Origin of the sequence: Mycobacterium sp. 852002-53434_SCH5985345 (assembly GCF_001667155.1) — a bacterium.
GTDB lineage: Bacteria > Actinomycetota > Actinomycetes > Mycobacteriales > Mycobacteriaceae > Mycobacterium.
This window is the reverse complement of sequence record NZ_LZIE01000076.1, coordinates 80,823-103,734: the sequence shown is the minus strand read 5'-3', so window position 1 is coordinate 103,734 and position 22,912 is coordinate 80,823. Positions and strand designations below refer to the sequence as shown.

24 protein-coding genes and 1 pseudogene are annotated in these 22,912 nt (G+C 67.8%); 13 read left to right on the top strand and 12 right to left on the bottom strand.

Annotation, left to right across the window (positions count from 1 at the left end; all coding sequences use genetic code 11):
* Positions 1–64 precede the first annotated feature (64 nt).
* The 6 genes from A5756_RS20280 to A5756_RS20255 all read left to right on the top strand — a co-directional run bounded on the left by A5756_RS20280 (position 65) and on the right by A5756_RS20255 (position 6,228).
* A complete protein-coding gene (locus A5756_RS20280; protein ID WP_066956577.1) occupies positions 65–556 on the top strand; it encodes a YajQ family cyclic di-GMP-binding protein in 492 nt (163 codons plus the stop codon).
* Between the two features lie 63 nt (positions 557–619).
* The gene (locus tag A5756_RS26065) at positions 620–1,126 is read left to right on the top strand and encodes a DUF2384 domain-containing protein (RefSeq protein ID WP_066956574.1); all 507 of its coding nucleotides are present in this window, start codon (positions 620–622) and stop codon (positions 1,124–1,126) included.
* Positions 1,123–1,749, top strand: a complete 627-nt coding sequence (locus tag A5756_RS20270) for an RES family NAD+ phosphorylase (RefSeq protein WP_197505807.1) — start codon at positions 1,123–1,125, stop codon at positions 1,747–1,749. Before A5756_RS26065 ends, A5756_RS20270 begins: the two co-directional genes overlap by 4 nt.
* Positions 1,750–1,820: 71 nt before the next feature.
* Entirely contained in the window at positions 1,821–3,332 is a 1,512-nt protein-coding gene (locus A5756_RS20265) for an NAD(P)/FAD-dependent oxidoreductase (RefSeq protein ID WP_066956568.1), read from the top strand.
* Between the two features lie 71 nt (positions 3,333–3,403).
* Positions 3,404–4,429 (top strand): NAD(P)H-dependent glycerol-3-phosphate dehydrogenase, encoded by a 1,026-nt coding sequence (locus A5756_RS20260; protein WP_156659712.1) that lies wholly within the window; start codon positions 3,404–3,406, stop codon positions 4,427–4,429.
* A gap of 245 nt (positions 4,430–4,674) precedes the next feature.
* Entirely contained in the window at positions 4,675–6,228 is a 1,554-nt protein-coding gene (locus A5756_RS20255; RefSeq protein ID WP_066956563.1) for a SulP family inorganic anion transporter, read from the top strand.
* A 9-nt stretch (positions 6,229–6,237) separates the two neighbouring features.
* On the opposite strand, the pseudogene A5756_RS20250 reads toward A5756_RS20255, so the two are convergent.
* The 3 genes and pseudogenes from A5756_RS20250 to grcC1 all read right to left on the bottom strand — a co-directional run bounded on the left by A5756_RS20250 (position 6,238) and on the right by grcC1 (position 8,717).
* Positions 6,238–6,599: pseudogene (locus A5756_RS20250) on the bottom strand (toxin-antitoxin system HicB family antitoxin).
* 163 nt (positions 6,600–6,762) lie between these two features.
* Positions 6,763–7,617: a zinc metalloprotease HtpX gene (gene htpX, locus A5756_RS20245; RefSeq protein WP_066956560.1), complete on the bottom strand. Its 855-nt coding sequence runs from the start codon at positions 7,615–7,617 to the stop codon at positions 6,763–6,765.
* An 83-nt stretch (positions 7,618–7,700) separates the two neighbouring features.
* Complete coding sequence (grcC1, locus tag A5756_RS20240) at positions 7,701–8,717, bottom strand: nonaprenyl/(2E,6E)-farnesyl/geranylgeranyl diphosphat synthase (RefSeq protein ID WP_066956557.1); 1,017 nt, start codon at positions 8,715–8,717, stop codon at positions 7,701–7,703.
* A 15-nt stretch (positions 8,718–8,732) separates the two neighbouring features.
* On the opposite strand from grcC1, the gene menJ reads away from it, so the two are divergent.
* Positions 8,733–9,959, top strand: coding sequence for a menaquinone reductase (menJ, locus tag A5756_RS20235; RefSeq protein WP_156659710.1), 1,227 nt, complete (start codon positions 8,733–8,735; stop codon positions 9,957–9,959).
* A 92-nt stretch (positions 9,960–10,051) separates the two neighbouring features.
* Positions 10,052–10,405 carry a DUF732 domain-containing protein gene (locus tag A5756_RS20230; protein WP_066956686.1) on the top strand — a complete coding sequence of 118 codons (354 nt, stop codon included), beginning with the start codon at positions 10,052–10,054 and terminating at the stop codon, positions 10,403–10,405.
* A gap of 7 nt (positions 10,406–10,412) precedes the next feature.
* Here the strand turns inward: A5756_RS20230 and A5756_RS20225 are convergent, their stop codons facing one another.
* Positions 10,413–11,105: a demethylmenaquinone methyltransferase gene (locus A5756_RS20225; RefSeq protein ID WP_066956551.1), complete on the bottom strand. Its 693-nt coding sequence runs from the start codon at positions 11,103–11,105 to the stop codon at positions 10,413–10,415.
* Between the two features lie 55 nt (positions 11,106–11,160).
* Between A5756_RS20225 and A5756_RS20220 the strand changes: the two genes are divergently transcribed.
* Positions 11,161–11,985, top strand: coding sequence for an SDR family oxidoreductase (locus tag A5756_RS20220; protein ID WP_066956548.1), 825 nt, complete (start codon positions 11,161–11,163; stop codon positions 11,983–11,985).
* 28 nt (positions 11,986–12,013) lie between these two features.
* On the opposite strand, the gene A5756_RS20215 is transcribed toward A5756_RS20220, so the two are convergent.
* Positions 12,014–12,262 carry a hypothetical protein gene (locus A5756_RS20215; protein WP_066956545.1) on the bottom strand — a complete coding sequence of 83 codons (249 nt, stop codon included), beginning with the start codon at positions 12,260–12,262 and terminating at the stop codon, positions 12,014–12,016.
* Here A5756_RS20215 and A5756_RS26060 point away from each other — a divergent pair.
* The 3 genes from A5756_RS26060 (at position 12,255) to A5756_RS20210 (ending at position 13,562) form a co-directional block, all read left to right on the top strand.
* Complete coding sequence (locus A5756_RS26060; RefSeq protein ID WP_156659708.1) at positions 12,255–12,476, top strand: hypothetical protein; 222 nt, start codon at positions 12,255–12,257, stop codon at positions 12,474–12,476. The genes A5756_RS20215 and A5756_RS26060 overlap by 8 nt on opposite strands.
* Positions 12,473–12,610, top strand: a complete 138-nt coding sequence (locus A5756_RS26055) for a hypothetical protein (protein WP_156659706.1) — start codon at positions 12,473–12,475, stop codon at positions 12,608–12,610. The genes A5756_RS26060 and A5756_RS26055 overlap by 4 nt, the downstream gene beginning before the upstream one ends.
* Before the next feature lie 190 nt (positions 12,611–12,800).
* Positions 12,801–13,562 carry an RNA polymerase sigma factor gene (locus A5756_RS20210; RefSeq protein ID WP_066956543.1) on the top strand — a complete coding sequence of 254 codons (762 nt, stop codon included), beginning with the start codon at positions 12,801–12,803 and terminating at the stop codon, positions 13,560–13,562.
* On the opposite strand, the gene A5756_RS20205 is transcribed toward A5756_RS20210, so the two are convergent.
* From A5756_RS20205 to A5756_RS20175, 7 genes are all read right to left on the bottom strand, one after another.
* On the bottom strand, positions 13,563–14,186 hold the full coding sequence (locus A5756_RS20205) for an FHA domain-containing protein (RefSeq protein ID WP_066956540.1): 624 nt from the start codon (positions 14,184–14,186) through the stop codon (positions 13,563–13,565). It abuts the gene before it with no gap.
* Positions 14,187–14,397: 211 nt separating this feature from the next.
* Positions 14,398–15,552 carry a glycosyltransferase family 1 protein gene (locus A5756_RS20200; RefSeq protein WP_066956537.1) on the bottom strand — a complete coding sequence of 385 codons (1,155 nt, stop codon included), beginning with the start codon at positions 15,550–15,552 and terminating at the stop codon, positions 14,398–14,400.
* A 38-nt stretch (positions 15,553–15,590) separates the two neighbouring features.
* Positions 15,591–16,157: a DUF3592 domain-containing protein gene (locus A5756_RS20195; protein ID WP_066956534.1), complete on the bottom strand. Its 567-nt coding sequence runs from the start codon at positions 16,155–16,157 to the stop codon at positions 15,591–15,593.
* A complete protein-coding gene (gene menD / locus A5756_RS20190) occupies positions 16,132–17,757 on the bottom strand; it encodes a 2-succinyl-5-enolpyruvyl-6-hydroxy-3-cyclohexene-1-carboxylic-acid synthase (protein ID WP_066956531.1) in 1,626 nt (541 codons plus the stop codon). The genes A5756_RS20195 and menD overlap by 26 nt, the downstream gene beginning before the upstream one ends.
* Positions 17,758–17,814: 57 nt before the next feature.
* A complete protein-coding gene (locus tag A5756_RS20185) occupies positions 17,815–18,597 on the bottom strand; it encodes an alpha/beta fold hydrolase (protein WP_066956528.1) in 783 nt (260 codons plus the stop codon).
* Entirely contained in the window at positions 18,594–19,511 is a 918-nt protein-coding gene (locus tag A5756_RS20180; protein WP_232005369.1) for an o-succinylbenzoate synthase, read from the bottom strand. The genes A5756_RS20185 and A5756_RS20180 overlap by 4 nt, the downstream gene beginning before the upstream one ends.
* A gap of 50 nt (positions 19,512–19,561) precedes the next feature.
* Entirely contained in the window at positions 19,562–21,166 is a 1,605-nt protein-coding gene (locus A5756_RS20175) for an amidohydrolase (RefSeq protein WP_066956521.1), read from the bottom strand.
* Positions 21,167–21,232: 66 nt separating this feature from the next.
* Here A5756_RS20175 and fadD8 point away from each other — a divergent pair, with 66 nt between their 5' ends.
* On the top strand, positions 21,233–22,834 hold the full coding sequence (gene fadD8, locus A5756_RS20170) for a fatty-acid--CoA ligase FadD8 (protein ID WP_066956518.1): 1,602 nt from the start codon (positions 21,233–21,235) through the stop codon (positions 22,832–22,834).
* The last annotated feature ends 78 nt before the right edge of the window (positions 22,835–22,912 follow it).

The window sequence follows — 22,912 nt, the reverse complement described above, 5'->3', positions numbered from 1 at the left end:
ACAGGTTACAACGAGGGGGTAGACAAAGCACAAACGGCCATCACCGGATGAAGGGACGGATCGAATGGCGGACTCATCGTTCGACATTGTCAGCAAAGTCGAGCGCCAAGAGGTCGACAACGCACTCAACCAGGCAGCCAAGGAGCTGGCCACCCGCTTCGACTTCCGCGGCACCGACACCACCATCGCGTGGAAGGGCGACGAGGCTATCGAGCTGACGTCGTCCACCGAGGAACGCGTCAAGGCGGCCGTCGACGTCTTCAAGGAGAAGCTGATCCGCCGCGACATCTCGATGAAGGCCTTCGACGCCGGCGAACCGCAGGCGTCGGGAAAGACTTACAAGGTCAGCGGCACCCTCAAGCAGGGCATCGACAGCGAGCACGCCAAAAAGATCACCAAGTTGATCCGCGACGACGGGCCCAAGGGCGTCAAGACGCAGATCCAGGGCGACGAGATCCGGGTCAGCAGCAAAAAGCGCGACGACCTGCAAGCCGTCATCTCGATGCTCAAGCAGGCCGACCTCGACGTCGCGCTGCAGTTCGTCAACTACCGGTAGCTCCCGTGCGTTCGGTTCGTGCAGTAGAATGAACTGCACGAACCGAACGTTGGAGCGATCCCCATGACCACCGTCGCCGAGCTGGCCACCGCGCACGAGCGCCTCCGCGAAAGCGCGCGCGCGGTGGGCGTCGCGCTGTCGTCGGTCGCCGTCTATACCGAACCCGCGGTGGCGCGGGCGGTGCAGGCCGAGCAGAACCTGTACGGCCGCATCGAGGCCGAGTTCGGGATGCTGAGCAGCACCGACGCCGGTAAGCGGATGGGCTCGCGGTCGAGCGCACCGCGCAACCTGGCCACCACCGCCCACCGCAACAAGGCGCTGGTAGCCGTGCGGCGCGGCAATTACCTCGCGTACCCCGGGTTCCAGTTCGGCCCGGACGGGAAACCGCTGGCGGTCATCGCCCGGCTGCGCGAGATCGCGGAGGACAACGGCTTCTCGGAGGCCGGGCTGGTGCAGTGGCTGTGCTCGCCCACCACCTACCTGGACGGGAAGCGGCCCGTGGACCGCCTCGCCACCGATCCGGATCGCGTCGTTGCGGTCGCTGCGGAGGCCCTGGCCGTCTCGTGGTGAGGCGACCCCCGGACCCGTTCGACCCGGCCACGGCCACCCTGCCGGCGGGACACCCGCTCTACCGCGTGCTGTCGGCGACGCGCACCGCCACCGACTTCAACCCCGGCATCGGCGCGCGCACCCGCTTCGGTTTCTTCGGCGACCCGGTCGTGCCGATCATGTACGCGGCCGACACCGAGGACGCGGCCATCGCCGAGACGCTGCTGCACGACATTCCCGTCGAGGGCGGCCTGCTCCCCTACGACCAATACGCGGACAAAGTGCTCGTCCGGCTGGAGGTGACCCGGCCCGCGCGCCTGGGCGTGCTGCACGGCACCGGGCTGCGGCGCCTCAAGGTCACCGCCGGCGAGCTCACGGCGAGCCCGGCGTCGAGCTACGACACCACGGTGCGTTGGGCCGAAGCCGCGCACGGCGCCGGGCTGGACGGGCTGGTGTGGATGTCGCGGCAATGCAACGACACCAAGGCCTACGTCTTCTTCGGCGACAGGTGCGGCCCCGGAACAGACCCGGCCTTCGCTCAGGACCCGTCCCACGCGCGCATCTTCGCCAGCCCCGCCGACCAGATCTGGCTGATCGACCGGTGCGCGCCGCTGCACGTCGACGTGCTGATGGAGCCGTTATGACGATCACTGGCCCGGCCAACCGGTGGGTGCCTACTCTAGTGACCAGTCCCACAAAGTGAGTGAGGTTCACGATGACCGTGACTCCCCAGGAAGCCGACGGCCAGACACCGACCGAGGCCGACTACTCCGACGTCATCATCGTCGGCGCCGGCATCTCCGGCATCGACGCGGCCTACCGAATCAGCGAGCGCAACGCCCAGCTGACCTACACCATCCTGGAGCGGCGCGCGCAGATCGGCGGCACGTGGGACCTGTTCCGTTACCCAGGGGTGCGCTCGGACAGCAGCATTTTCACGCTGTCCTTCCCGTTCGAGCCGTGGACGCGAAAGGAAGGCGTGGCCGACGGCGTCCACATCCGTGAGTACCTGGCCGCCACCGCGCACAAGTACGGCATCGATCGCCACATTCGATTCAACAGTTACGTCCGCTCGGCCGACTGGGATTCGTCCACCGACACCTGGACGGTCACCGTCGAGCAGGACGGCGCGCGGAAGCTGTACCGAGGCCGATTTCTCTTCTTCGGCAGCGGCTACTACAACTACGACGAGGGGTACACCCCCGAGTTCCCCGGCATCGAAAACTTCGGCGGCGTAGTGGTGCATCCCCAGCACTGGCCGGAAGACCTGGACTACACCGGCAAGAAGGTCGTGGTGATCGGCAGCGGGGCCACCGCGGTGACGCTGCTTCCCTCGCTGTCGGACCGGGCCGCCAAAGTGACCATGCTGCAACGCTCGCCCACCTATCTCATCTCGGCGTCGAAGTACGGCACGGTTGCCGCCGTCGCGCGGAAAGTGTTGCCCCGCAGGCTGGCCCATCTCGTGGTCCGGATGTACAGCGCGCTGACCGAAGCGGTGTTCTTCGCCCTGTCGCGCAAGGCGCCCGGGCTGGTGCGATGGCTGCTGCGGCGCAAGGCGATCAGCAGCCTGCCCGCCGGCTATGACGTCGACACCCACTTCAAGCCGCGCTACAACCCGTGGGACCAACGGATGTGCCTGATCCCCGACGCCGACCTGTACAACGCCATCGCCGCCGGCCGCGCCGACGTGGTCACCGATCACATCGACCATTTCGACGCGACCGGCATCGCGCTGAAATCCGGCGGGCACCTCGACGCCGACATCATCGTCACCGCCACCGGCCTGCAGCTGCAGGCCTTGGGCGGGACCGCGATCAGCCTGGACGGCAACGAGATCAAGACCAACGACCGCTTCGTTTACAAGGCCCACATGCTCGAGGACGTGCCGAACCTGTTCTGGTGCGTCGGCTACACGAACGCATCGTGGACGCTGCGCGCCGATATCACCGCCCGGGCCACTGCAAAGTTGCTGGCGCACATGACCTCTCACGGCTACACTCACGCCTACCCGCATCGCGGCAACGAGCCGATGATCGAGAAGCCGTCGTGGGACATCAACGCCGGCTACGTGCTGCGGTCGGTGCACGCGCTGCCGAAATCGGGAACCAAGCGGCCCTGGAACGTGCGGCAGAACTACCTCGCCGACGCCATCGACTACCGCTTCGACCGCATCGAGGAAGCGATGGTCTTCGGCCGGGCATCCGACCGGGCACCCCTGGCCGGGTGAGGCTTGACCGACGCCGACCGAAGTTCGTGAACTGCTACTAAATGCGAGGTGTCGGCAATACGCTGATCGCCATGGCAGCTGAGAAGCGCGAACCCAAAGTCGTTGTCCTTGGTGGCGGTTCCTGGGGAACCACGGTGGCGTCCATCTGTGCGCGCCGCGGCCCGACGCTGCAATGGGTCCGCTCGGAGGAGACCGCAAGCGACATCAACGAGAAGCACCGCAACAGCCGCTATCTCGGCAACGACGTGGTGTTGAGCGACACCCTGCGCGCCACCACCGACTTCGCCGAGGCGGCGAACTCCGCCGACGTCGTGGTGATGGGCGTGCCCTCCCACGGCTTCCGCGGCGTGCTGGCCGAACTGGCCAAGGAACTGCGGCCGTGGGTGCCGGTGGTGTCATTGGTCAAGGGCCTCGAGCAGGGCACCAACATGCGGATGTCGCAGATCATCGAGGAGGTCCTGCCCGGCCATCCCGCGGGCATCCTGGCTGGGCCGAACATCGCGCGCGAGGTCGGCGAGGGCTACGCCGCCGCGGCGGTGCTGGCCATGCCCGACCAGCATCTGGCGACCCGGCTGTCCGGGCTGTTCCGCACCCGGCGTTTCCGGGTGTACACCACCGACGACGTGATCGGCGTCGAGATGGCCGGGGCGCTGAAGAACGTCTACGCGATATCGGTCGGGATGGGCTACTCCCTGGGCATCGGGGAAAACACCCGCGCGCTGGTGATCGCCCGCGCGCTGCGCGAGATGACCAAGCTCGGCGTCGCCCTGGGCGGCAATCCCGAGACCTTCCCCGGCCTGGCCGGCCTGGGCGACCTCATCGTGACCTGCACCAGCCAGCGCAGCCGCAACCGTCACGTCGGCGAACAACTGGGCGCCGGCAAGCCGATCGACGAGATCATCTCCTCGATGAACCAGGTCGCCGAGGGCGTCAAGGCCGCCAGCGTGATCATGGAGTTCGCCAACGAGTTCGGACTGAACATGCCGATCGCCCGCGAAGTCGACGCGGTGATCAACCATGGGTCGAGCGTCGAGGAAGCCTACCGGGGCCTGATCGCCGAGGTACCCGGCCACGAGGTGCACGGTTCGGGGTTCTGAGGTGTCCGTCAGATGATGCGGAATTTAAATCTTTGCGTTCCATATGGGGTTAGCCCGTCCGCTTGACCCCGGGTTTGCCAGCAAAATACCGTCACTAACGCAGCCAGGGATTCCCGGCCATGATCCTGCGGATCCGGCCGGGTTGTAACCGTTTGTGCGCCAAGGTGTTACGCCGACGTAATACAACGCTATATGGGGCGGATATCGGAAGTTCCCCCGCTAACTCCTAACGAGGGACGAGACCGATGCAAAACATCGAACAGCTCGGCAATCAACCTCCCGACCAGGCCAAGGACTCACGCAAAGATCGAGTGCGATCGATCATCCGCCACGACCTTCCTTCGTCACTCGTGGTTTTCCTGGTGGCACTCCCCTTGTCCTTGGGCATCGCGATCGCTTCCAACGCCCCCGTGCTCGCCGGCCTCATCGCCGCGATCGTCGGCGGCATCGTGGTCGGCGCCATCGGCGGATCACCGCTGCAAGTCAGCGGCCCCGCGGCGGGCCTGACCGTCGTCGTCGCCGACCTCGTATCCGACTTCGGTTGGGGTGTAACGTGTTTGATCACCGTCGCCGCGGGCGCCCTGCAGGTGCTGTTGGGGCTCAGCCGCGTCGCACGGGCGGCCCTGGCGATCTCACCGGTGGTCGTGCACGCCATGCTGGCCGGCATCGGCATCACGATCGCGCTGCAGCAGGCGCACGTGTTGCTCGGCGGAAAGTCCAAGAGCACGGCCTGGCACAACCTCATCGGCCTGCCGGGCCAGATCATCAGCGCGCACCGGCCCGGGGTGATCCTGGGCGTACTGGTGATCGTCATCCTGGTGGCCTGGCGGTGGGTTCCGGCCAAGGTGCGCCGCATTCCGGGGCCATTGGTCGCGATCGTGGCCGTGACGGTGATGTCGGTCGTCTTTCCGTTCCACGTGCGCCGGATCGACCTCGAGGGCTCGCCGCTGGACGCATTGCAGCTGCCCGACATTCCGCACGACAACTGGGGTGCGGTTGCGATCGGGGTGATCACCGTCGCGCTCATCGCCAGCGTCGAGAGCCTGCTGTCGGCGGTGTCGGTTGACCGCATGCACAACGGGCCACGCACCGATTTCGACCGCGAGCTGGTGGGACAAGGCGCCGCCAACATCGTGTCGGGGACCATGGGCGGGCTGCCGGTCACCGGTGTCATCGTCCGCAGCTCCACCAATGTCAACGCGGGTGCCAAATCGCGCGCCTCGGCCTTGCTGCACGGCGTGTGGATCCTGTTGTTCACCATCCCGTTCGCCGAGCTGGTCGAGGAGATTCCCACCGCCGCACTCGCCGGGCTGCTCATCGTCATCGGCGTTCAGCTGCTCAAGCCGGCACACATCGAAACCGCGATGAAGCATGGCGATCTTGCCGTGTACGTCGTGACCGCCGTCAGCGTCGTCTTCCTCAATCTGCTGCACGGCGTCCTGATCGGGCTCGCGTTGGCCATCGCGTTGACCGGTTGGCGGGTGATCCGGGCCAAGGTCGACGCCAAGCCCGTCGACGGCGAGTGGCAGGTGCTCATCGAGGGTGCGGCCTGCACGTTCCTGGCGCTCCCGCGGCTGACGCGGGTGCTGGCGTCCATACCCGCCGGATGCGTTGTCACCGTGGAGGTTTCGGTGCACTACCTGGATCACGCTGCGCACCAGGCGATCAGCGACTGGCAGCACCAGCATGAGGCCAACGGCGGCATGGTGCGCATCCGGGGAAGGCTCGAGACGGGCCATTCCGCTCGCAAGGATGCAAGTGAGGCCATCGGACCCGAAAGGCCCGAGGCCGCAGCCTGAGTGGCGTGCTTAATCCCACCCGGAGAGCCCGAAGGTGCTGCTGGGCGCCCTCCCGCTGAGCTTCTGGACGATCCACTGGTTCATCGGCACCCCCTGCTCGATGGCTTCCAGCGCCAGGCGGGCATGCAGCTGCGGCGACGTTCTGACGAGGATTTTCCCGCTGTAGCGTCGTTCGGAAAGCGGTGTGGGGACTTGCTCTCCGGTGGCGCGCAGGCCCTCCACATGCTCCTTCACGGCCTCCACATGCTCCTTCACGGCGGCCACAGCCTGCGGCGCGGTCGGCGCTTCGCGCCTCATGTAGGGGAATTCGATACGCCCAGGTACTCGTCGTAGTCGCGCAACCACTGAGCGCGGTAGGTGTAGCGGTTCACGCCGGATTTGATAGCACGGGTGCTATCAAACCGGGAGTCACTCATCCCCAGGGACGCGCGGCTGTTCGGACCATATGGCTCTCACCGAATTTGATAGCGCGGGCGCTATCAAAAACGGCAGCGCACACATCCTTGCGGAGAGCGCTCATAGTGCGGGCCATATCTAGCCCCGCGCCATCGCCTCCAGGCGCCGGATGCGGTCCTCGATCGGCGGGTGCGTCGAGAACAGCGACCCGATGCGCTCGCCCGCGCGGAACGGGTTCGCGATCATCAAGTGCGCCTGGCTGGCCAGCTGCGGCTCCGGCGGAAGCGGGGCGACCTGGACACCACCCGAGATCTTGCGCAGCGCAGACGCCAAAGCCAGCGGGTCGCCCGTCAACACCGCGCCCGATTCGTCCGCCTGGTACTCGCGCGAGCGGGACACCGCCAGCCGCACCACGGTGGCGGCGATCGGACCCAGCAACGAAACCAGCAGCATCGCAAAGGGGTTACCACCCTCCCGGTTTCCGCCGCCGAAGAACATCGCCATGTAGGACAGGGCGGTGATCACCGACGCCATCGCGCCGGCGATGCATGAGATGAGGATGTCGCGGTTGTAGACGTGGGACAGCTCGTGTCCGAGCACCGCGCGCAGTTCACGCTCATTGAGGATGTCCAGAATGCCGGTGGTGCAGCAGACGGCGGCGTTGCGCGGGTTGCGTCCGGTCGCGAACGCGTTGGGCGCGTTGGTGTCGCTGATGTACAGGCGGGGCATCGGCTGGTGCGCGGCCGTGGCCAGCTCGCGCACGATCCGGTACATCACCGGCGCCTGCAGCTCGGAAACCGGTTGCGCGTGCATCGCCCGCAGCGCCAGCTTGTCGCTGTTGAAGTACGTGTAGGCGTTCATGCCGATGGCGAACAGCACCGCCAGCCACATCGCCGTCCGGCCGAACAGCGAGCCGACAAACACGATCAACGTGGACATGCCGACCAACAGGGCGAAGGTCTTCAGCCAATTGGCATGCGGATGCCAGGTCATCGGTGTCCTCCTACGAGAGCCCGTTCATTGCTTGACTGTTGTCAATTGAACGCCCGAGGAGACCTCTGGGGTTCCTGGACGCGCTATCCGTGCCGGCTGATGGTGTATTCGACCAGCGTCTGCAGCGCGTGCCGGCCGGGAACGTCGGGCAAAAGGGCCAGCTCGTCGCGCGCTTGGGCCGCGTATTCCGCCAAGGTGTGCTTCGCCTTGGCCATCCCCGGGGACGCCCGTAACAGCGCCAGCGCCTCGGCCACCGCATCGTCGTCCTCGATGGGCCCGGCCAGCAGCTCACGCAACCGCGCCGCGTCGGGCCCGGGTTCGCGCAGCGCGTAGACCATCGGCAGGGTGTGCACACCCTCGCGGACGTCGGTGCCCGGTAGCTTGCCGGACTCGTGCGAGTCGCTGTCGATGTCGATGATGTCGTCGGAGATCTGGAAGGCCGTGCCCACGATGCCGCCGAGCCGGCTGAGCCGCTCGACCTGCTCGGCCTCAGCGCCCGAGAACATGGCGCCGAACCGGCCCGCCGCGGCGATCAGGCAAGCGGTCTTCTCGTAGACCACCTTCAAGTAGTGCTCGATCGGGTCGGCCCCTTCGGACGGGCCCGTCAGGCCGCGCGTCTCGCGCATCTGCCCCGTCACCAGCTGGGCGAACGTCTCGGCGATCAGGCGCACCGCCTCGGGCCCCAGCCGCGACACCAACCGCGACGCCGTGGCAAACAGGTAGTCCCCGGCCAAGATCGCGACGTTGTTCCCCCAGCGGACGTTCGCGGTGGGGGCACCGCGGCGCACCTCCGCCTCGTCCATCACGTCGTCGTGGTAGAGCGTGGCCAGGTGAACCAGTTCGATGACCGCGCCGGCGATGGTCACCTCGTGCGCGTCGGGGTCCCGCCCGATCTGGGCGGACAGCACCGTGAACAACGGCCGGAATCGCTTGCCGCCGGCCTTGAATAGGTGCGTCAGCGACTCGGTCATCACCTCGTCGGCGCTGCGCAGTTCGGTGTCCATGAGCTGCTCGATCCGCCCGACGCCGCCGCGCACCGTCGCGGCGAACGCGGGGTCACCGAAGTCAACGCCCGCCACCACCGTCGCCGGAGTACTCACTCGACCAACATACTGGTGAGCGTGGAGACCCAAGCCGACCTGGTGGTCGTGGGCGCCGGACCCGCCGGTTCGGCCGCCGCCGCGTGGGCCGCACGCGCGGGCAACGACGTCCTGGTCATCGACTCCGCCAGCTTTCCGCGGGACAAGCCGTGCGGTGACGGGCTGACCCCGCGCGCGGTCGCCGAGTGCGAGCGCCTCGGGCTGGGCGACTGGCTGGACACCCGCATCCGGCATCGCGGCCTGCGGATGAGCGGGTTCGGCGGCGAGGTGGAAGTCGACTGGCCCGGCCCGTCGTTTCCGTCGACCGGCAGCGCGGTGGCCCGGTTCGAGTTGGACGACCGGATCCGCAAGGTCGCCGAAGATTCCGGTGCGCGGATGATGCTGGGAACGAAAGCCGTTGCGGTGCATCATGACTCGTCGAGGCGAGTGGTGTCGCTGACGCTGGCCGACGGCACGGAGGTGGGTTGCCGCCAGTTGATCGTGGCCGACGGGGCCCGGTCTTCGCTGGGCCGCAAGCTAGGCCGGCGTTGGCACCAGGAGACGGTCTATGGCGTCGCGGCCCGCGGGTACCTGGCCACTTCGCGCGCCGACGACCCGTGGCTGACGTCGCATCTCGAACTGCGCTCCCCCGACGGCGCGGTGTTGCCCGGCTACGGCTGGATCTTCCCGCTGGGCAACGGTGAGGTGAACATCGGCATCGGGGCTTTGTCGACGTCGAAACGGCCGGCCGACCTGGCGCTGCGACCGCTGATCAACTACTACACCGACCTGCGCCGCGACGAGTGGGGCTTCGACGGGCCGCCGCGGGCCGTGTCGTCGGCGCTGCTGCCGATGGGCGGCGCCGTGTCCGGGGTGGCAGGCCCCAATTGGATGCTGATCGGCGACGCCGCGGCCTGCGTGAACCCGCTGAACGGCGAGGGCATCGACTACGGGATGGAGACCGGGCGGCTGGCCGCCGAGCTGCTGGACTGTCATGACCTGTCCCGGGTGTGGCCGTCGCTGTTGCAGGAGCACTACGGCCGGGGGTTCTCCGTCGCCAGACGGCTGGCGCTGTTGCTGACGTTCCAGCGGTTCCTGCCCACGACGGGGCCGATCGCGATGCGCTCCCCGAGGCTGATGACGATCGCCGTGCGGGTGATGGCCAACCTGGTCACCGACGACGACGCCGACTGGGTGGCGCGGGCCTGGCGGGGCGGCGGCCGGCTGTCGCGGCTGCTCGATCGCCGGGTGCCGTTCAGCTGAACGCCTTTGACGTGCGCAAACGGTGCTCCGACCAGATTGCGGCCATCGAGAATTTTCCGCACGGTTCCGGCGAGCGGTGTATAGTCCGGCTAATGAAGGGAACGAAGCTGGCTACTATCGGCGGCCTGGCCGCCGCCGCCATCGCGTTGGCCGCTCCGGCGCTGGCCTCCCCGCCGCCGCCCAACGACCAAGACGCGCCGTTCAAGAACACCGTCAACGGCTTCGGCATCTACCAGCCGCAGGACCAGCTCGCCTGGCTGGGCAAGATCACGTGCGAACGGATCGGCAGGGGCGTGGACGGCGACCCGTACAAGTCCGCCACTTTCATCCAGCGGAACCTGCCGCGGGGCACCACCCAGGGCCAGGCGTTCCAATTCCTCGGCGCCGCGGTTGACCACTACTGCCCCGACCAGGTCGGCTTCGTCCAGAGCGCCGGTTCCCACTAGGTCGTTCTCAACGCAGGGGCTTGTACCCCGCGTGTAGGGCCACGATGCCGCCGGTCAGGTTGCGCCACCGCACCGCCGCCCATCCCGCACGTGAGATGTCGTGCGCCAGGCTCGCCTGGTCCGGCCAGGCCCTGATCGACTCCGCGAGATAGACGTAGGCATCGGGGTTGCTGGACACCCCGCGCGCCACCCGCGGCAGCGCACGCATCAGATACTCCTTGTAGACCGTGGCAAAAACCCGGTTGGTGGGCGTGGAGAATTCGCACACCACCAACCTCCCACCCGGCCGGGCGACGCGCACCATCTCGCGCAGCGCGGCCTGGGGGTCCACAACATTTCGCAAACCGAAACTGATTGTGACAGCGTCGAATACGTCGTCGCCGAATGGCAGCCGGGTGGCATCGGCGGCGATCTTGGGCACGTTGCGCGCGGCACCCGCTGCCAGCATGCCGACCGAGAAATCGGCCGCCACACACCACGCCCCCGATTTCCTCAGCTCGACGGTGGATACCGCGGTGCCCGCGGCCAGGTCCAACACCTTTTGGCCGGGCCCGATCGCCAGCGCCGACCGGGTGGCTTGCCGCCAGTAGCGGTCTTGTCCCAACGACAACACCGTGTTGGTCACGTCATAGCGGCGGGCGACGCCATCGAACATCGACGCGACATCTCGGGGGTCCTTGTCCAACGCCGCGCGATTCACGATGAAGACGCTACCTGCCGGGAATTAGGTGGCGACATCGGCGTTGTACCGCTGCGTGACTGAAAAAGTTTGGTTTATCACCGGTACATCGCGAGGTTTCGGACGGGCATGGGCGATCGCGGCGCTGGAGCGCGGTGACAAGGTCGCCGCGACGGCGCGCAACACGGCGTCGCTGGAGGACTTGGCCGAGAAGTACGGCGACGCGCTGTTGCCGATCCGGTTGGACGTCACCGACCGGGACGCGGACTTCGCGGCGGTCAAGCAGGCGCACGACCACTTCGGGCGGCTGGACATTGTGGTCAACAACGCCGGCTACGGCCAGTTCGGGTTCGTCGAGGAGCTCTCCGAGCAAGAGGCACGCGAACAGATCGATACGAACGTGTTTGGGGCGCTGTGGATCACCCAGGCCGCGTTGCCGTACCTGCGCGAGCAGCGCAGCGGCCACATCATCCAGGTTTCATCGATCGGGGGCATCACCGCGTTCCCGTTGCTCGGCGCCTACCACGCGTCGAAGTGGGCGCTGGAAGGCTTCTCGCAGGCGCTGGCCCTGGAGGTCGCCTCGTTCGGCGTGCACGTCACGTTGATCGAGCCGGGCGGCTTCGACACCGACTGGGCCGGAGATTCGGCGAAGCTGGCCGATCCGCTACCGGCGTACGACGACGTTCGCGCCGCCGTGCAGGCCGAGCGCAGCAAGCGCTGGGCCAGCCCGGGCAACCCGGAGGCATCCGCCACAGCGCTGCTGAAGGTCGTCGACGCCGAAAAGCCGCCCCTGCGAGTGTTTTTCGGCGCATCGCCGCTGGAAACGGCCAAGGCGGACTACGAAATCCGGCTGCGCACCTGGGAGGAATGGCAGCCCGTTGCGGAGCTGGCGCAGGGGTAGCTAGCGAGAACCGGGCTCGCCTCGATAACTATCGCGCGGTGCGGATGACAAAGGCATCGATGTTCTCGTCATAATCGACCGACTCATCCACGAGCAGTTCGCCCACCGGGTGGCCGTCCTCAGCGACGGCGATGAAGGTCGCTTCCTCCGGGTTGTACGTTACCGATCCTTGCACGAACATCGCTGCAACCTCGTGCCCGTCGGCTCCGAAAACGACAAGCTTCAACCCTCCGGCGTCCTTGACGTATTCCGCCGCTTCAGCACGTGTCGTGATCATCGCATCGATTCCATTCCTGTTGCGGGTCAACTCTTTCGCCTCGCCACTTACCTGCAATCAGGGTATCGAATGGAATGACGGCGTCACACCGACGAACCCGCGCAACCATGACGAAAAATGGTCACCCTTCGACGTCGCCGGCGCTCCTACCTATGAGCGGGTCCACCCCGGGCTTGCCGGTCAACAAATCGCACGAGAAGGAAAGATCAAATGAGTATCAACCACGACAAGATCGCGCTGCGCCGACAGAGCATCCGCACACTGACCGCTGACGAGCTGCGCATCGCCCCCGGCGGCCGCGGCAACGGCACCGGCACGCGCACGGCGCACACCAAGACGAAGGCGTGAGCTGCTCGGCAAACAGGTCACAATCGTCGGCACCGCCCCATAACCGTTGCATCGGTTATGGGGCGGTGGTCGTACGCGTGCTCCAGGTACCGACCCTTACCAAACAGGTAGGAAACCCTTCCCTTGCGGAAGCTGAAACTGGCTTTCACGGTAATTACGAAATCAACCAGCAACCCCGAGCATTTCAGTCATGACTTTCATGACCACGGTGCCGAAGAACCCCATTATCAGCGACACGGACCTCGCCCGCGCCGCGGCGACCGGCGATCGCGCCGCGCTGGCCGCGATCTACAACCGCTATGCAGGCCCACTGCACGCCTACTGCGTCGGCATGCTGCGTGACCGCCACGCGGCCTCGGACTGCGTGCAGGAGGTCTTCTGCATCGCGACGACAGAGTTGCCGAAGTTGCGTGATGCGGACAAGCTGAGGCCGTGGCTGTACGCCATCGCCCGTCGCCGCGCCCTGCGGACCCTGGCCGAACGTCGCCGTGAGGCCGCCTGTGACGAGCTGCCCGACGATGTGGCGACGGGTCCGGGGCCGTTTACGCTGACGGCCCAGAACGAGCTCCGCCAACTGATCGACCAGGCCGCCGGCGGATTGTCCGAGCGGGACCGGCAAGTGCTGAACCTTGCCTACCGCCACGGCGTGACAGGAACCGAGCTCGCGGAAGCGCTGGGCATCAGTTATGAGTCCACCAAGAAGCTCCTGCAGCGGCTGCGCGACACCGTCGAGCGCTCGCTGGGTGCGCTATTGGTGGCAAGGCGCGCCCCGCGGAACGGGTGCCCCCGGCTCGCCGCGGATCTGTCGGGCTGGGACGGAGAGTTCACCGTGCTGATGCGGAAGCGCATTGCCCGCCATATCGAGTCGTGCCCCACATGTGACGGATACCGTCGCAGTGCCCTCAATGCCGTCGCCATGCTCGGCGGCGGGGTGCTCGACAAGATCTCCTAGTCACCCTTGCGTACGGCGGTCTCGCAGCATGGAGCGGTTGACGGCGCCGAGCCGGATGGCCGCATTGGCCAGTCTTACCCGGCGATCTCCCTCGGTGCTGATGCCGAACTTGTCGTAGAGGTGTTGCAGATGTTGCTTGACGGCTGCTTCGGTGACGAACAGCTCCTGGGCCATCCGACGAACCGATGCAGGCTCGGGAAACGGGTCGTCGGATACGAAGGGGCGACACAAAACCTTGAGGACGTCGAGTTCGCGCTGGGTCATCCGAGGTGGCCGCAGGACGGACTTGCCGGTTTCGGTTTCTTGATCGCCCGGTGCTTCGTCAGCGCCCCTGGTCATCCAGAAGACCAACCGTGAACTGCCGAGCCGCAATTCGTCGCCAGACCGCAGAATCCGTTCCGCAGCGATCTTTTCTCCGTTGACAAAGGTGCCGTTGCGGCTACCCAGGTCCCGCACGGACCACGCTTGACCGAAGTTCTCCAAGACGGCGTGAACGCGAGACACGGTCGGGTCGTGCTCGAACGACACCGCGTTGGTCAAGGACTTGCCGAGGGTCATTCGTTCACCGCTCAGCGCGATCAGCTCCCGCCCTGACGGTTTCCACACCTCCAAATGCGAAGCCATGCTGACCCTCCTATCAGGCCAATTCTGCCCCTGCGACTCAGAGCTTGGCCGAGCCGTCGATGCAGCCCGTGACCAAGGCAACGCCCTTGCCCCGCCGACCCGGCACCAAACTTGGATGTTAAGGCCCAACACACGGCCGCGAGAAACATTCAGCCGAGCTGACGACAGCAAATCGTCGTCCGCGTGGGCCCGCCCCGGGCCGAACGCTAACTCACTCGCCCTGCGCGTACCGCTTGGCGAACATCCGCCTGCGGGCAAACGGCGAGAGCACCGCCTCATAGTGGCCGAGCAGCTCATCACAGATGACCGGCCAGCTGCGGCCGAGCACGCTGCGCCGGGCGGCCAGCGCGTACCGGTGGCGTTCGTCGATCAAATGGGTGACGGCCGCGGGCAACCTCGCCTCGAATTCGCCGACGCCCAGTAACAGACCGGTGCGCCACGGCGTGACGAGATCGCGTGGGCCGCCGGCGTCGGGGGCGATCACCGGCAATCCCGACGCCAGCGCTTCCTGCACGACTTGGCAAAACGTTTCGTGCTCGCCGGGATGCACGAAGACGTCCATGCTGGCGTACGCCGTTGCGAGTTCGTCGCCGTACAACGCACCCGTGAAAACCGCTGTCGGCATTGCCTTTTGCAACTTACTCCGATCAACGCCGTCACCGACGATGACAAGTTGCACGTCGTCTCGGGCCGCCAGCGGGATCAGCCGCTCGACGTGCTTCTCGGGCGCCAACCGGCCCACGAAGCCGACGATCGGCTTGGCTTGCGGCGACCATCGTTGTCTGAGTGCCTCGTCACGCGCCGACGGGGCGAACCGCAGGACGTCGACCCCGCGTGCCCACTGGTGAACTCGCGGGAAGCGATGCGCTACAAGTGATTCCATCGTAACGCTGGAGGGCGCCAAGGTTCGGTCGGCGAGGCTGTGCAGATGGCGGAACCAGGCCCACGCGGCCCGTGTCGTCATGGGAATGCCATAGCTCGCCGCGAAACCCGGTACGTCCGTTTGATACACGGCGACCGTCGGCACCCCCAGCCACCGGGCCGCCTTCACCCCGCCGTAACCCAGCAGCGCCGGAGAGGCCAAATGCACAACGTGCGGGTCGAATCCGCGTAACACGCTCACCATCCGGGGCATCGGCACACCGAGGGGCAGCGTGGTCACCTTGGGAAACATCCGCGACGGAACACGATGCACGCGGATCCCGTCGTAGACGCGATCGGCCGGGGCGGCACCGGGCGGGGTGTCCGGGGCGATGACGAGGGCTTCGTGACCGTTCCGGCGCAGGTGCTCGAGCACCCGGATCACCGAGTTACTGACACCATTGACTTCCGGCAGGAACGATTCGGCGACGATGGCAACGCGCACAACACCACAGTGTCAGCACCGACTTTCGACAAGGTTGCCTACGGGCATACGTCGTGCGAAATCTGCTGGTCGGGAGCCCCAGCGCGACGATCCAGCATCTTGTCCAGCAGCGCCAGTCCTACCAGGAGGACCGTCGCCGCCAGCCAGCACACCACCGCGATCGACCCCGCCGGGATGATGGCCAGCCCGGCATTGCGGTGCTGCACGCGAACCAGATTCGGGTCGTTCTTGTTGTACTCGACGTAGATTCGCATGCCCGTCGCCAGATGCGACGGGTACAGGACGCCGAGCTCGGGACGGTAGGTGACCCGCTCGGGTGTGACGAATTCGATGGTCGAGCGGCGCGGCCCGGCACTGAGCACCTCGGCCTGCGCCACCCCCATATTGTGTTGGATCGCAAGGTCGTTGCGCCAGGCGCCCGCGACGAGCAGGGCCGATTGCAATGTCACCAAGCCGGCCACGATCAGCACCGCAATCCGGGCCCAGCGCAACGCAATCCTCGAAGGGGTGCTCGGCGGCTTTTCGCTGCGGCCGTGAATCAGTATGTGCAGCACCCTTTTCGGGTAGTTCACGAAACCCTCACAGGGCCGCCTTGATCGCCGCATGCAGCTGCCGCAGCGAGGACCGGTCGGCCTTGACCTCCAGCACCCGCATCCCGGCCGCGGGTTCGTCAAGGGCAGCGCTGAGCTGGTCCACCTCGATCTGGCGGCTCTCAACGTGATAGGCACGGCACAGCGCGCCCACATCGACGTCGTGCGGCGTTCCGAAGATTCGCGACGACACGTCGGAGAACCGCGGGTCGCCCTGCTCAAGCAGTTCGAAGATGCCGCCGCCGTTGTCGTTGGAGACCACGATGGTCAGCTTGCGCGGTGTCGGCTCGGTGGGGCCGATCAGCAGACCGGAGCTGTCGTGGACGAACGTCAGGTCGCCGATCAGCGCGACGGTGCGTCCCTCGTAGGCGAGCGCGGCCCCGATCGCGGTGGAAACGGTGCCGTCGATGCCGGCGACCCCGCGGTTGGAGCGGACCTGGATGTCGTGGGTGTCCAGGCCGACCAGCGCCGCGTCCCGGACCGGGTTTGACGCGCCGAGTACCAGCTGGTCTCCGGGCCGCAGCGCGCCGGCCACCGCCGCGGCTACGTGCAGGCCGGTGGTGAGCGGGTGCACCTCGAGCTGGCCGCGCACCGCGTCGATCGCGTGCCTGTTGACCTCCGCGCAGCGCTTCAGCCACGCCGGATTCGGCGTCCCGGTGGTCACCGCCCGCGTGCCTGTCGCCTGGGAGTTGCCCGAGACGTCCGGCCAGCGCGGCCCGGTGGTCAACGCGTACACCGGCACCTTCGGGTCGGCCAGCAATGCCGAGACGGGCCGGTGCAGCGTCGGGCGGCCGAGCATGATCACCTGCTTGGGACGCAGCAGCGGCAAGGCCAGCGGGTGCAGGGGGTTGGCCGGGGCCGGTGCCGTCGGCTCGGCGACCGTCGGCAACTCCGCCAGGTTGGGCTGCGCGCCCGCGCCGTGCCCGGCGATGACGACGGTGTCGGGCGACAGGTCGATGTCCAGCGGCTGGTCGAACGTGACCGGCGGCGTGTACGTCCACGGCCGTCCGCCGGGCCGTCCCTGCGGGATCGCGGCGCCGTGCGGTTCGGGGTCCGGCACCAGAGGCTCGCGCAGCGGGATGTCGAACTGCACCGGGCCCGCGTTGGCCGTGCGCGATCCCGTAGCGGCTGTCAACACCCGGCAGGTGGCCGACCGCCAGGTGGCGTTGAGGGCGTCCAGCCGTTCGGGCGCGTCCTCGGCCAGGCCCAGGCTGATGGCGGCGCGGACCTGGGTGCCGAAGTAGCCCAGCTGCTCCATGGTCTGGTTGGCTCCGGTGCCCAGCATTTCGTAGGGCCGGTTGGCCGACAGCACGATCAGCGGCACCCGCGCGTAGTTGGCCTCCACCACGGCCGGCCCGAGGTTGGCCACGGCGGTGCCCGACGTCATCGCGACGCACACCGGGGCACCGGCGGCGATTGCGAGGCCGATGGCCAGGTAGCCGGCGGTGCGCTCGTCGATGCGGACGTGCAGCCGGATCCGGCCAGAACGGTCCGCATCCTGCAGCGCGAACGCCAGCGGCGCGTTGCGCGACCCGGGGCACAGCACCACGTCGCGGACGCCGCCGCGGATCAGCTCGTCAACGACGACGCGCGCCTGTGTCGTCGAGGGGTTCACTCCTACAGCCTGTCACAACCAGCACATCGGGGGCGCCGAGCGCAGCTGGCGCCAGAACTAGTTGCTGGCGAAGAACTTCAGCGCGGCCTCGTTGACGGCGTCGGGGCGCTCGAAGAAGCCGAGGTGGCCGGCGTCGGGTATCTGCACGTAACGGCCGTGGGGCAGCGCGTCGGCGACCTCGCGCCCCAGGTAGGGCGGCGTCAACACGTCGTCGGAGAAGCCGATCACCAGCACCGGCGTCGCGATGCTGCGGTAGGCCGGCAACCGGTTGGTGTGCGGGGCGATGTCGAGCTGGCAACGCGTTCCCGGGGTGGCCTTGACGGGCCACATGCTGAACATGGCGATCCAGTCCGCGACCGCGACGTCGTCGTTGAGCGTCTTGTGCGAAAAGTTTTCCAGCAGGCGGATTTTCGCCTCGTACGAGCTCGGCACCTGGACACCGGCGTCGGCCAGCTCGGCCTCGGCGTCGCGGAAGAACTCGCGGGTTTTATCCATGCGGCCCCGGGTGCCCATCAACACCGCGGAGCTGACGAGCTCGGGCCGCGCGAGCATGAGTTCCTGGGCGATGAACGCACCCATCGACATCCCCACGATGCGGGCCGGCGCGGCATCCAGTCCTTCGATCAGCGCCGCCGTGTCGGCCACCATGGTCTGCGTCGTGAAACCCTGCGCGTTCTCCGTGGCGCCGATGCCCCGATTGTCGAAGGTGATGACGCGGTAGCCGGCCGCCAGGAACGCGGGGACCTGATACGGCTGCCAGGTCCGGCCGGCCCCGCCGTGGCCGCTGATGAACACCACCGGCTCACCGGAGCCGCGGTCGTCGTAAGCCAGGTTGATCACTCGGACGACGGTACAAGGAGTGCGTGGCAGGCCCTGACCCGGTCGATCCACCATTGCCGCCGCTCCGCGGGCGCGGCGAGGTCCCGCAGCCGGGCCGGGTCGGGGGTAACCGGCCCGACCGCCAGGGTGCCGTCGACGGGGGCGGCAACGTCGGCCACGTCCGCTACGAACAGCCCGCCGGTGCCGAGCCCGCACGCGTGGCGCAGCACCGGGAGGGCCGCCCCGGCGGCCAGGCCATGACTGATGCCGACCGCCGAGTCGATCGCGCTGGAGACCACGACCGGGATGTCGATCTGCGCGGCGATCGCAAGCATGGCCGCAACGCCGCCCAGCGGGGCGACTTTCAGCACCGCGATGTCGGCGGCGCCGGCGCGGACCACGGCGAGCGGGTCGTCCGCCTTGCGGATGCTTTCGTCGGCGGCGATCGGCACGTCGATCCGCGCGCGCAGGGCGGCGAGTTCGTCGACGGTCGCGCATGGTTGTTCGAGGTATTCCAGCGGGCCGTCGGCGGTCAGCGCGGTGGCTGCCCGCACCGCCTGCTCAACGGTCCAGCCGCCGTTGGCGTCCACCCGCACGGTCGGCACGAGTTCGCGCACGGCGTTGACCCGCTCGACGTCGTCGGCCAGCGTCTGGCCCGGCTCGGCGACCTTCACCTTGGCCGTGCGGGCGCCCGGGAACCGGGCCAGCACCTCGCCCACCCGGGCGGCGTCGACGGCCGGGACGGTGGCGTTGATCGGGATGCGGTCCCGCCGCGGCTGCGGCGGCGGGCGGTAGGCGGCCTCGATGCCCGCGGCCAGCCAGTGCGCGGCCTCGGGCGGCGCGTACTCCAGGAAGGCGCCGAACTCCCCCCAGCCCGCGGGGCCCTCGATGAGCGCGACCTCCCGGGTCGTGATGCCGCGGAACCGCACCCGCATCGGCAACGCGACCACCTGCAGGCGGTCCAAAAGGTCGTCGAGCGTGGGTGTCACGGGCCGTAGACCTGGCGGCCCGCCAGGAACGTCGCGCGCACCTCCAGGTCGGCGATCTCCTCGGGCGGCACGGTCCGCGGGTCGGCCGACAGCACCACCAGATCGGCGTACTTGCCCACCTCCAGCGAGCCGACCACGTCGTCGGCGAACAACTGCCACGCCGCGTCGATGGTCTGCGCGCGGATGGCCTGCTCGACGGTCAACCGCTCCTCGGGCGCCAGCACCCGGCCGCTGGGCGCCGTCCGAGTGACCGCGACGCTGATGTTGCGCAACGGCTCCTCGGGCGTGACCGGGGGGTCGTTGTGCAACGAGATGCGCATGCCGGTGGCGACCGCGGAACCGGCTGGCATCCAACGGGATCCGCGTTCGGGGCCGAACAGGCCGTCGACGATGATGTCGCCCCAGTAGTGGATCTGGTCGACGAAGATGCTGCAGGTGACCCCGAGGTTGGCGGCGCGCTGCAGCTGCTCGGGCCGGATGGCGCCGACGTGCTCGAGCCGCAGCCGGTGGTCGTCGCGCGGGTGGCGCTTCAGCGCCTCCTCGTAGACATCGAGGATGGTGTCCACTCCGGCATCGCCCTGCACGTGGCAGGCCATCGGCCAGCCCAGCGGGAAGTAGGCGCCGACGATTTCGCTGAGCTGCTCGCGGGTGTAGTTGGCGTGGCCGCAGGAGCCGGGCGGCACCCCGATGGTGCGGGTGGCGTCGGTATCCAGGTACGGGAAGGACAGGGCGATGTTGCCGACCCACGGGGAGCCGTCTACCCAGATCTTGATGCCGACCTGGCGCAGCATGTCGTCGCCCTGGCCGGGTGTGGCGTCGGTGCGCATCTGCGGATTGGAGATCTCGTAGGTGCGCAGCCGGACCGTCAGCTGGTCGCGGAGCCGCTCGACCACCGGCCCGAACGCCGGGTCGAAGGCCATCTCGGAGCAGGTGGTCAGGCCGGCGCGGTTGAGCCGCGCGCATTCGGCGAGCAGCATCGCCGGATAGTCGCCGGGCGCGATGGCCCCGGCCAGCAGCGGGAACACCGCGCCGGTCTCCTCGGCCGTGCCGTCCAGCTCGCCGTGCGCGTCGCGGCCGAACCGGGCGCCCTTGGGATCGGGGGCGTCGCGGGTCAGGCCGGCGCGCCGTGCGGCGGGCGAATTGAAATAGGCCTTGTGCCCGGAGTTGTGGATGATGATCAACGGCCCGTTCGGCGCGATCTCGTCCAGCCAGGCCAGCGTCGGCTGGGGCAACCCGGACTGCAGCAGCGGGTCCCAGCCGTTCAGGTAGGCGCCGGCCGCTCCCCTGGCGGCGACCTCACGGCGGACGGCGCCGACGACGTCGTCGGCTTCTCGTATGGTGACCGGCCGGATGTCGACGATGCGGTCCGACAGCGCCAAGGCCTCCATCAGCGGATGGCCGTGCGCCTCAACGAATCCCGGCATGACGCAGCCTTCGCCGAAGTCGATGGTCCGCGTCTCGGGGCCGGTCAGCATGGCCACATCGGAGCGGCTGCCGACGGCGACGATGCGCCCGTCGGCCACGGCGAGCGCCTCGGCGGTGGGCCGCGCGTCGTCGACGGTCAGGATGGTTCCGGTAACGACCAGATCTGCCTGCGCCATGTGCAGGGATGCTAGTGCTCCGAGGGGGTGGCTGACCGGAATTGCAACACGTTCTAGTCTTGCCCCATGAGTGACGATCTGCTGCGCCATCCCATTCATTCCGGACACCTGACAGTCGGTGCGCTCAAGCGCAACAAGAACAAGCCGGTGTTGCATCTCGGCGACACCACGCTGACCGGTGGACAGCTCGCCGAGCGCATCAGCCAATACATCCAGGCTTTCGAGGCGCTCGGTGCGGGCACCGGCGCGACCGTCGGGCTGCTGTCGCTGAACCGGCCCGAGGTGCTGATGATCATCGGCGCCGGCCAGACCCAGGGCTACCGGCGCGTGGCCCTGCACCCGCTGGGTTCCCTGGACGACCACGCCTACGTGCTGGGCGACGCCGGCGTGACGTCGCTGATCATCGATCCCAACCCGATGTTCGTCGAGCGGGCGCTGGGCCTGCTGGAGAAGGTGCCCGGCCTCAAGCAGGTGCTGACCATCGGCCCGGTCCCCGAAGCGCTGGCCGATTCCGCGGTGGACCTGGTGGCCGAGGCCGCGAAGTATCCGCCGCAGCCGTTGGTGGCGGCCGACCTTCCGCCCGATCACATCGGCGGAATGGCATACACCGGTGGCACCACCGGCAAGCCCAAGGGTGTGCTGGGCACCGCGCAGTCGATCACCACGATGACCACGATTCAGCTCGCGGAGTGGGAGTGGCCGGAGAACCCGCGCTTCCTGATGTGCACGCCGCTGTCGCATGCCGGTGCGGCGTTCTTCGTGCCGACGATCATCAAGGGCGGCGAGCTGGTCGTGCTGACCAAGTTCGATCCGGCCGAGGTGCTGCGGGTGATCGAGGAGCAGAAGATCACCGCGACCATGCTGGTGCCGTCGATGATCTACGCGCTGATGGACCACCCGGATTCGCACACCCGCGACCTGTCGTCGCTGGAGACGGTCTATTACGGCGCCTCGGCGATGAACCCGGTGCGGCTGGCCGAGGCCATCCGCCGCTTCGGGCCGATCTTCGCCCAGTACTACGGGCAATCCGAAGCGCCGATGGTCATCTCCTACCTGGCCAAGAAGGACCACGACGAAAAGCGGCTCACCTCCTGCGGGCGGCCCACGCTGTTCGCCCGCACCGCACTGCTGGACGCCGACGGCAACCCGGTGCCGCAGGGCGAGGTCGGTGAGATCTGCGTGTCCGGGCCACTGCTGAGCGGCGGGTACTGGAACCTGCCGGAGGAGACGGCCAAGACGTTCAAGGACGGCTGGCTGCACACCGGTGACATGGCCCGCGAGGACGAGGACGGCTTCTGGTTCATCGTGGACCGGGTCAAGGACATGATCGTCACCGGCGGATTCAACGTGTTCCCCCGGGAAGTGGAGGACGTCGTCGCCGAGCACCCGGCGGTCGCGCAGGTGTGCGTAATCGGCACGCCGGACGAGAAGTGGGGCGAAGCCGTCACCGCGGTGATCGTGCTGCGACCCGACCATCCCTCCGACGAGGAGTCGGTGGCGCGGGTGACCGTCGAGATCCAGTCCGCCGTCAAGGAGCGCAAGGGGTCGGTGCAGTCGCCCAAGCAGGTGATCGTCGTCGAGTCGGTGCCGGTGACCGCGCTGGGCAAGCCGGACAAGAAGGCCGTGCGCGCCCAGTTCTGGGAGGGCGCCGGCCGCGCCGTCGGCTGAGTTTGTGTCGCCGAGCGTCACGCCAGCGTGGCGCTCACCGGGCGCCGTCACTCCAGCGTGACGTTGGGCGCAAAAATC

Bases quoted from the DNA above. Each gene is read 5' to 3' on its own strand.
- A5756_RS20280 (WP_066956577.1), top strand. From the start codon at position 65: ATGGCGGACTCATCGTTCGACATTGTCAGCAAAGTCGAGCGCCAAGAG.
- A5756_RS26065 (WP_066956574.1), top strand. From the start codon at position 620: ATGACCACCGTCGCCGAGCTGGCCACCGCGCACGAGCGCCTCCGCGAA.
- A5756_RS20265 (WP_066956568.1), top strand. From the start codon at position 1,821: ATGACCGTGACTCCCCAGGAAGCCGACGGCCAGACACCGACCGAGGCC.
- A5756_RS20260 (WP_156659712.1), top strand. From the start codon at position 3,404: ATGGCAGCTGAGAAGCGCGAACCCAAAGTCGTTGTCCTTGGTGGCGGT.
- A5756_RS20255 (WP_066956563.1), top strand. From the start codon at position 4,675: ATGCAAAACATCGAACAGCTCGGCAATCAACCTCCCGACCAGGCCAAG.
- htpX (WP_066956560.1), bottom strand. From the start codon at position 7,617: ATGACCTGGCATCCGCATGCCAATTGGCTGAAGACCTTCGCCCTGTTG.
- A5756_RS20230 (WP_066956686.1), top strand. From the start codon at position 10,052: ATGAAGGGAACGAAGCTGGCTACTATCGGCGGCCTGGCCGCCGCCGCC.
- A5756_RS20215 (WP_066956545.1), bottom strand. From the start codon at position 12,262: ATGATCACGACACGTGCTGAAGCGGCGGAATACGTCAAGGACGCCGGA.
- A5756_RS26055 (WP_156659706.1), top strand. From the start codon at position 12,473: ATGAGTATCAACCACGACAAGATCGCGCTGCGCCGACAGAGCATCCGC.
- A5756_RS20210 (WP_066956543.1), top strand. From the start codon at position 12,801: ATGACTTTCATGACCACGGTGCCGAAGAACCCCATTATCAGCGACACG.
- A5756_RS20205 (WP_066956540.1), bottom strand. From the start codon at position 14,186: ATGGCTTCGCATTTGGAGGTGTGGAAACCGTCAGGGCGGGAGCTGATC.
- A5756_RS20195 (WP_066956534.1), bottom strand. From the start codon at position 16,157: ATGCGGCGATCAAGGCGGCCCTGTGAGGGTTTCGTGAACTACCCGAAA.
- A5756_RS20180 (WP_232005369.1), bottom strand. From the start codon at position 19,511: ATGCGGGTGCGGTTCCGCGGCATCACGACCCGGGAGGTCGCGCTCATC.
- A5756_RS20175 (WP_066956521.1), bottom strand. From the start codon at position 21,166: ATGGCGCAGGCAGATCTGGTCGTTACCGGAACCATCCTGACCGTCGAC.
- fadD8 (WP_066956518.1), top strand. From the start codon at position 21,233: ATGAGTGACGATCTGCTGCGCCATCCCATTCATTCCGGACACCTGACA.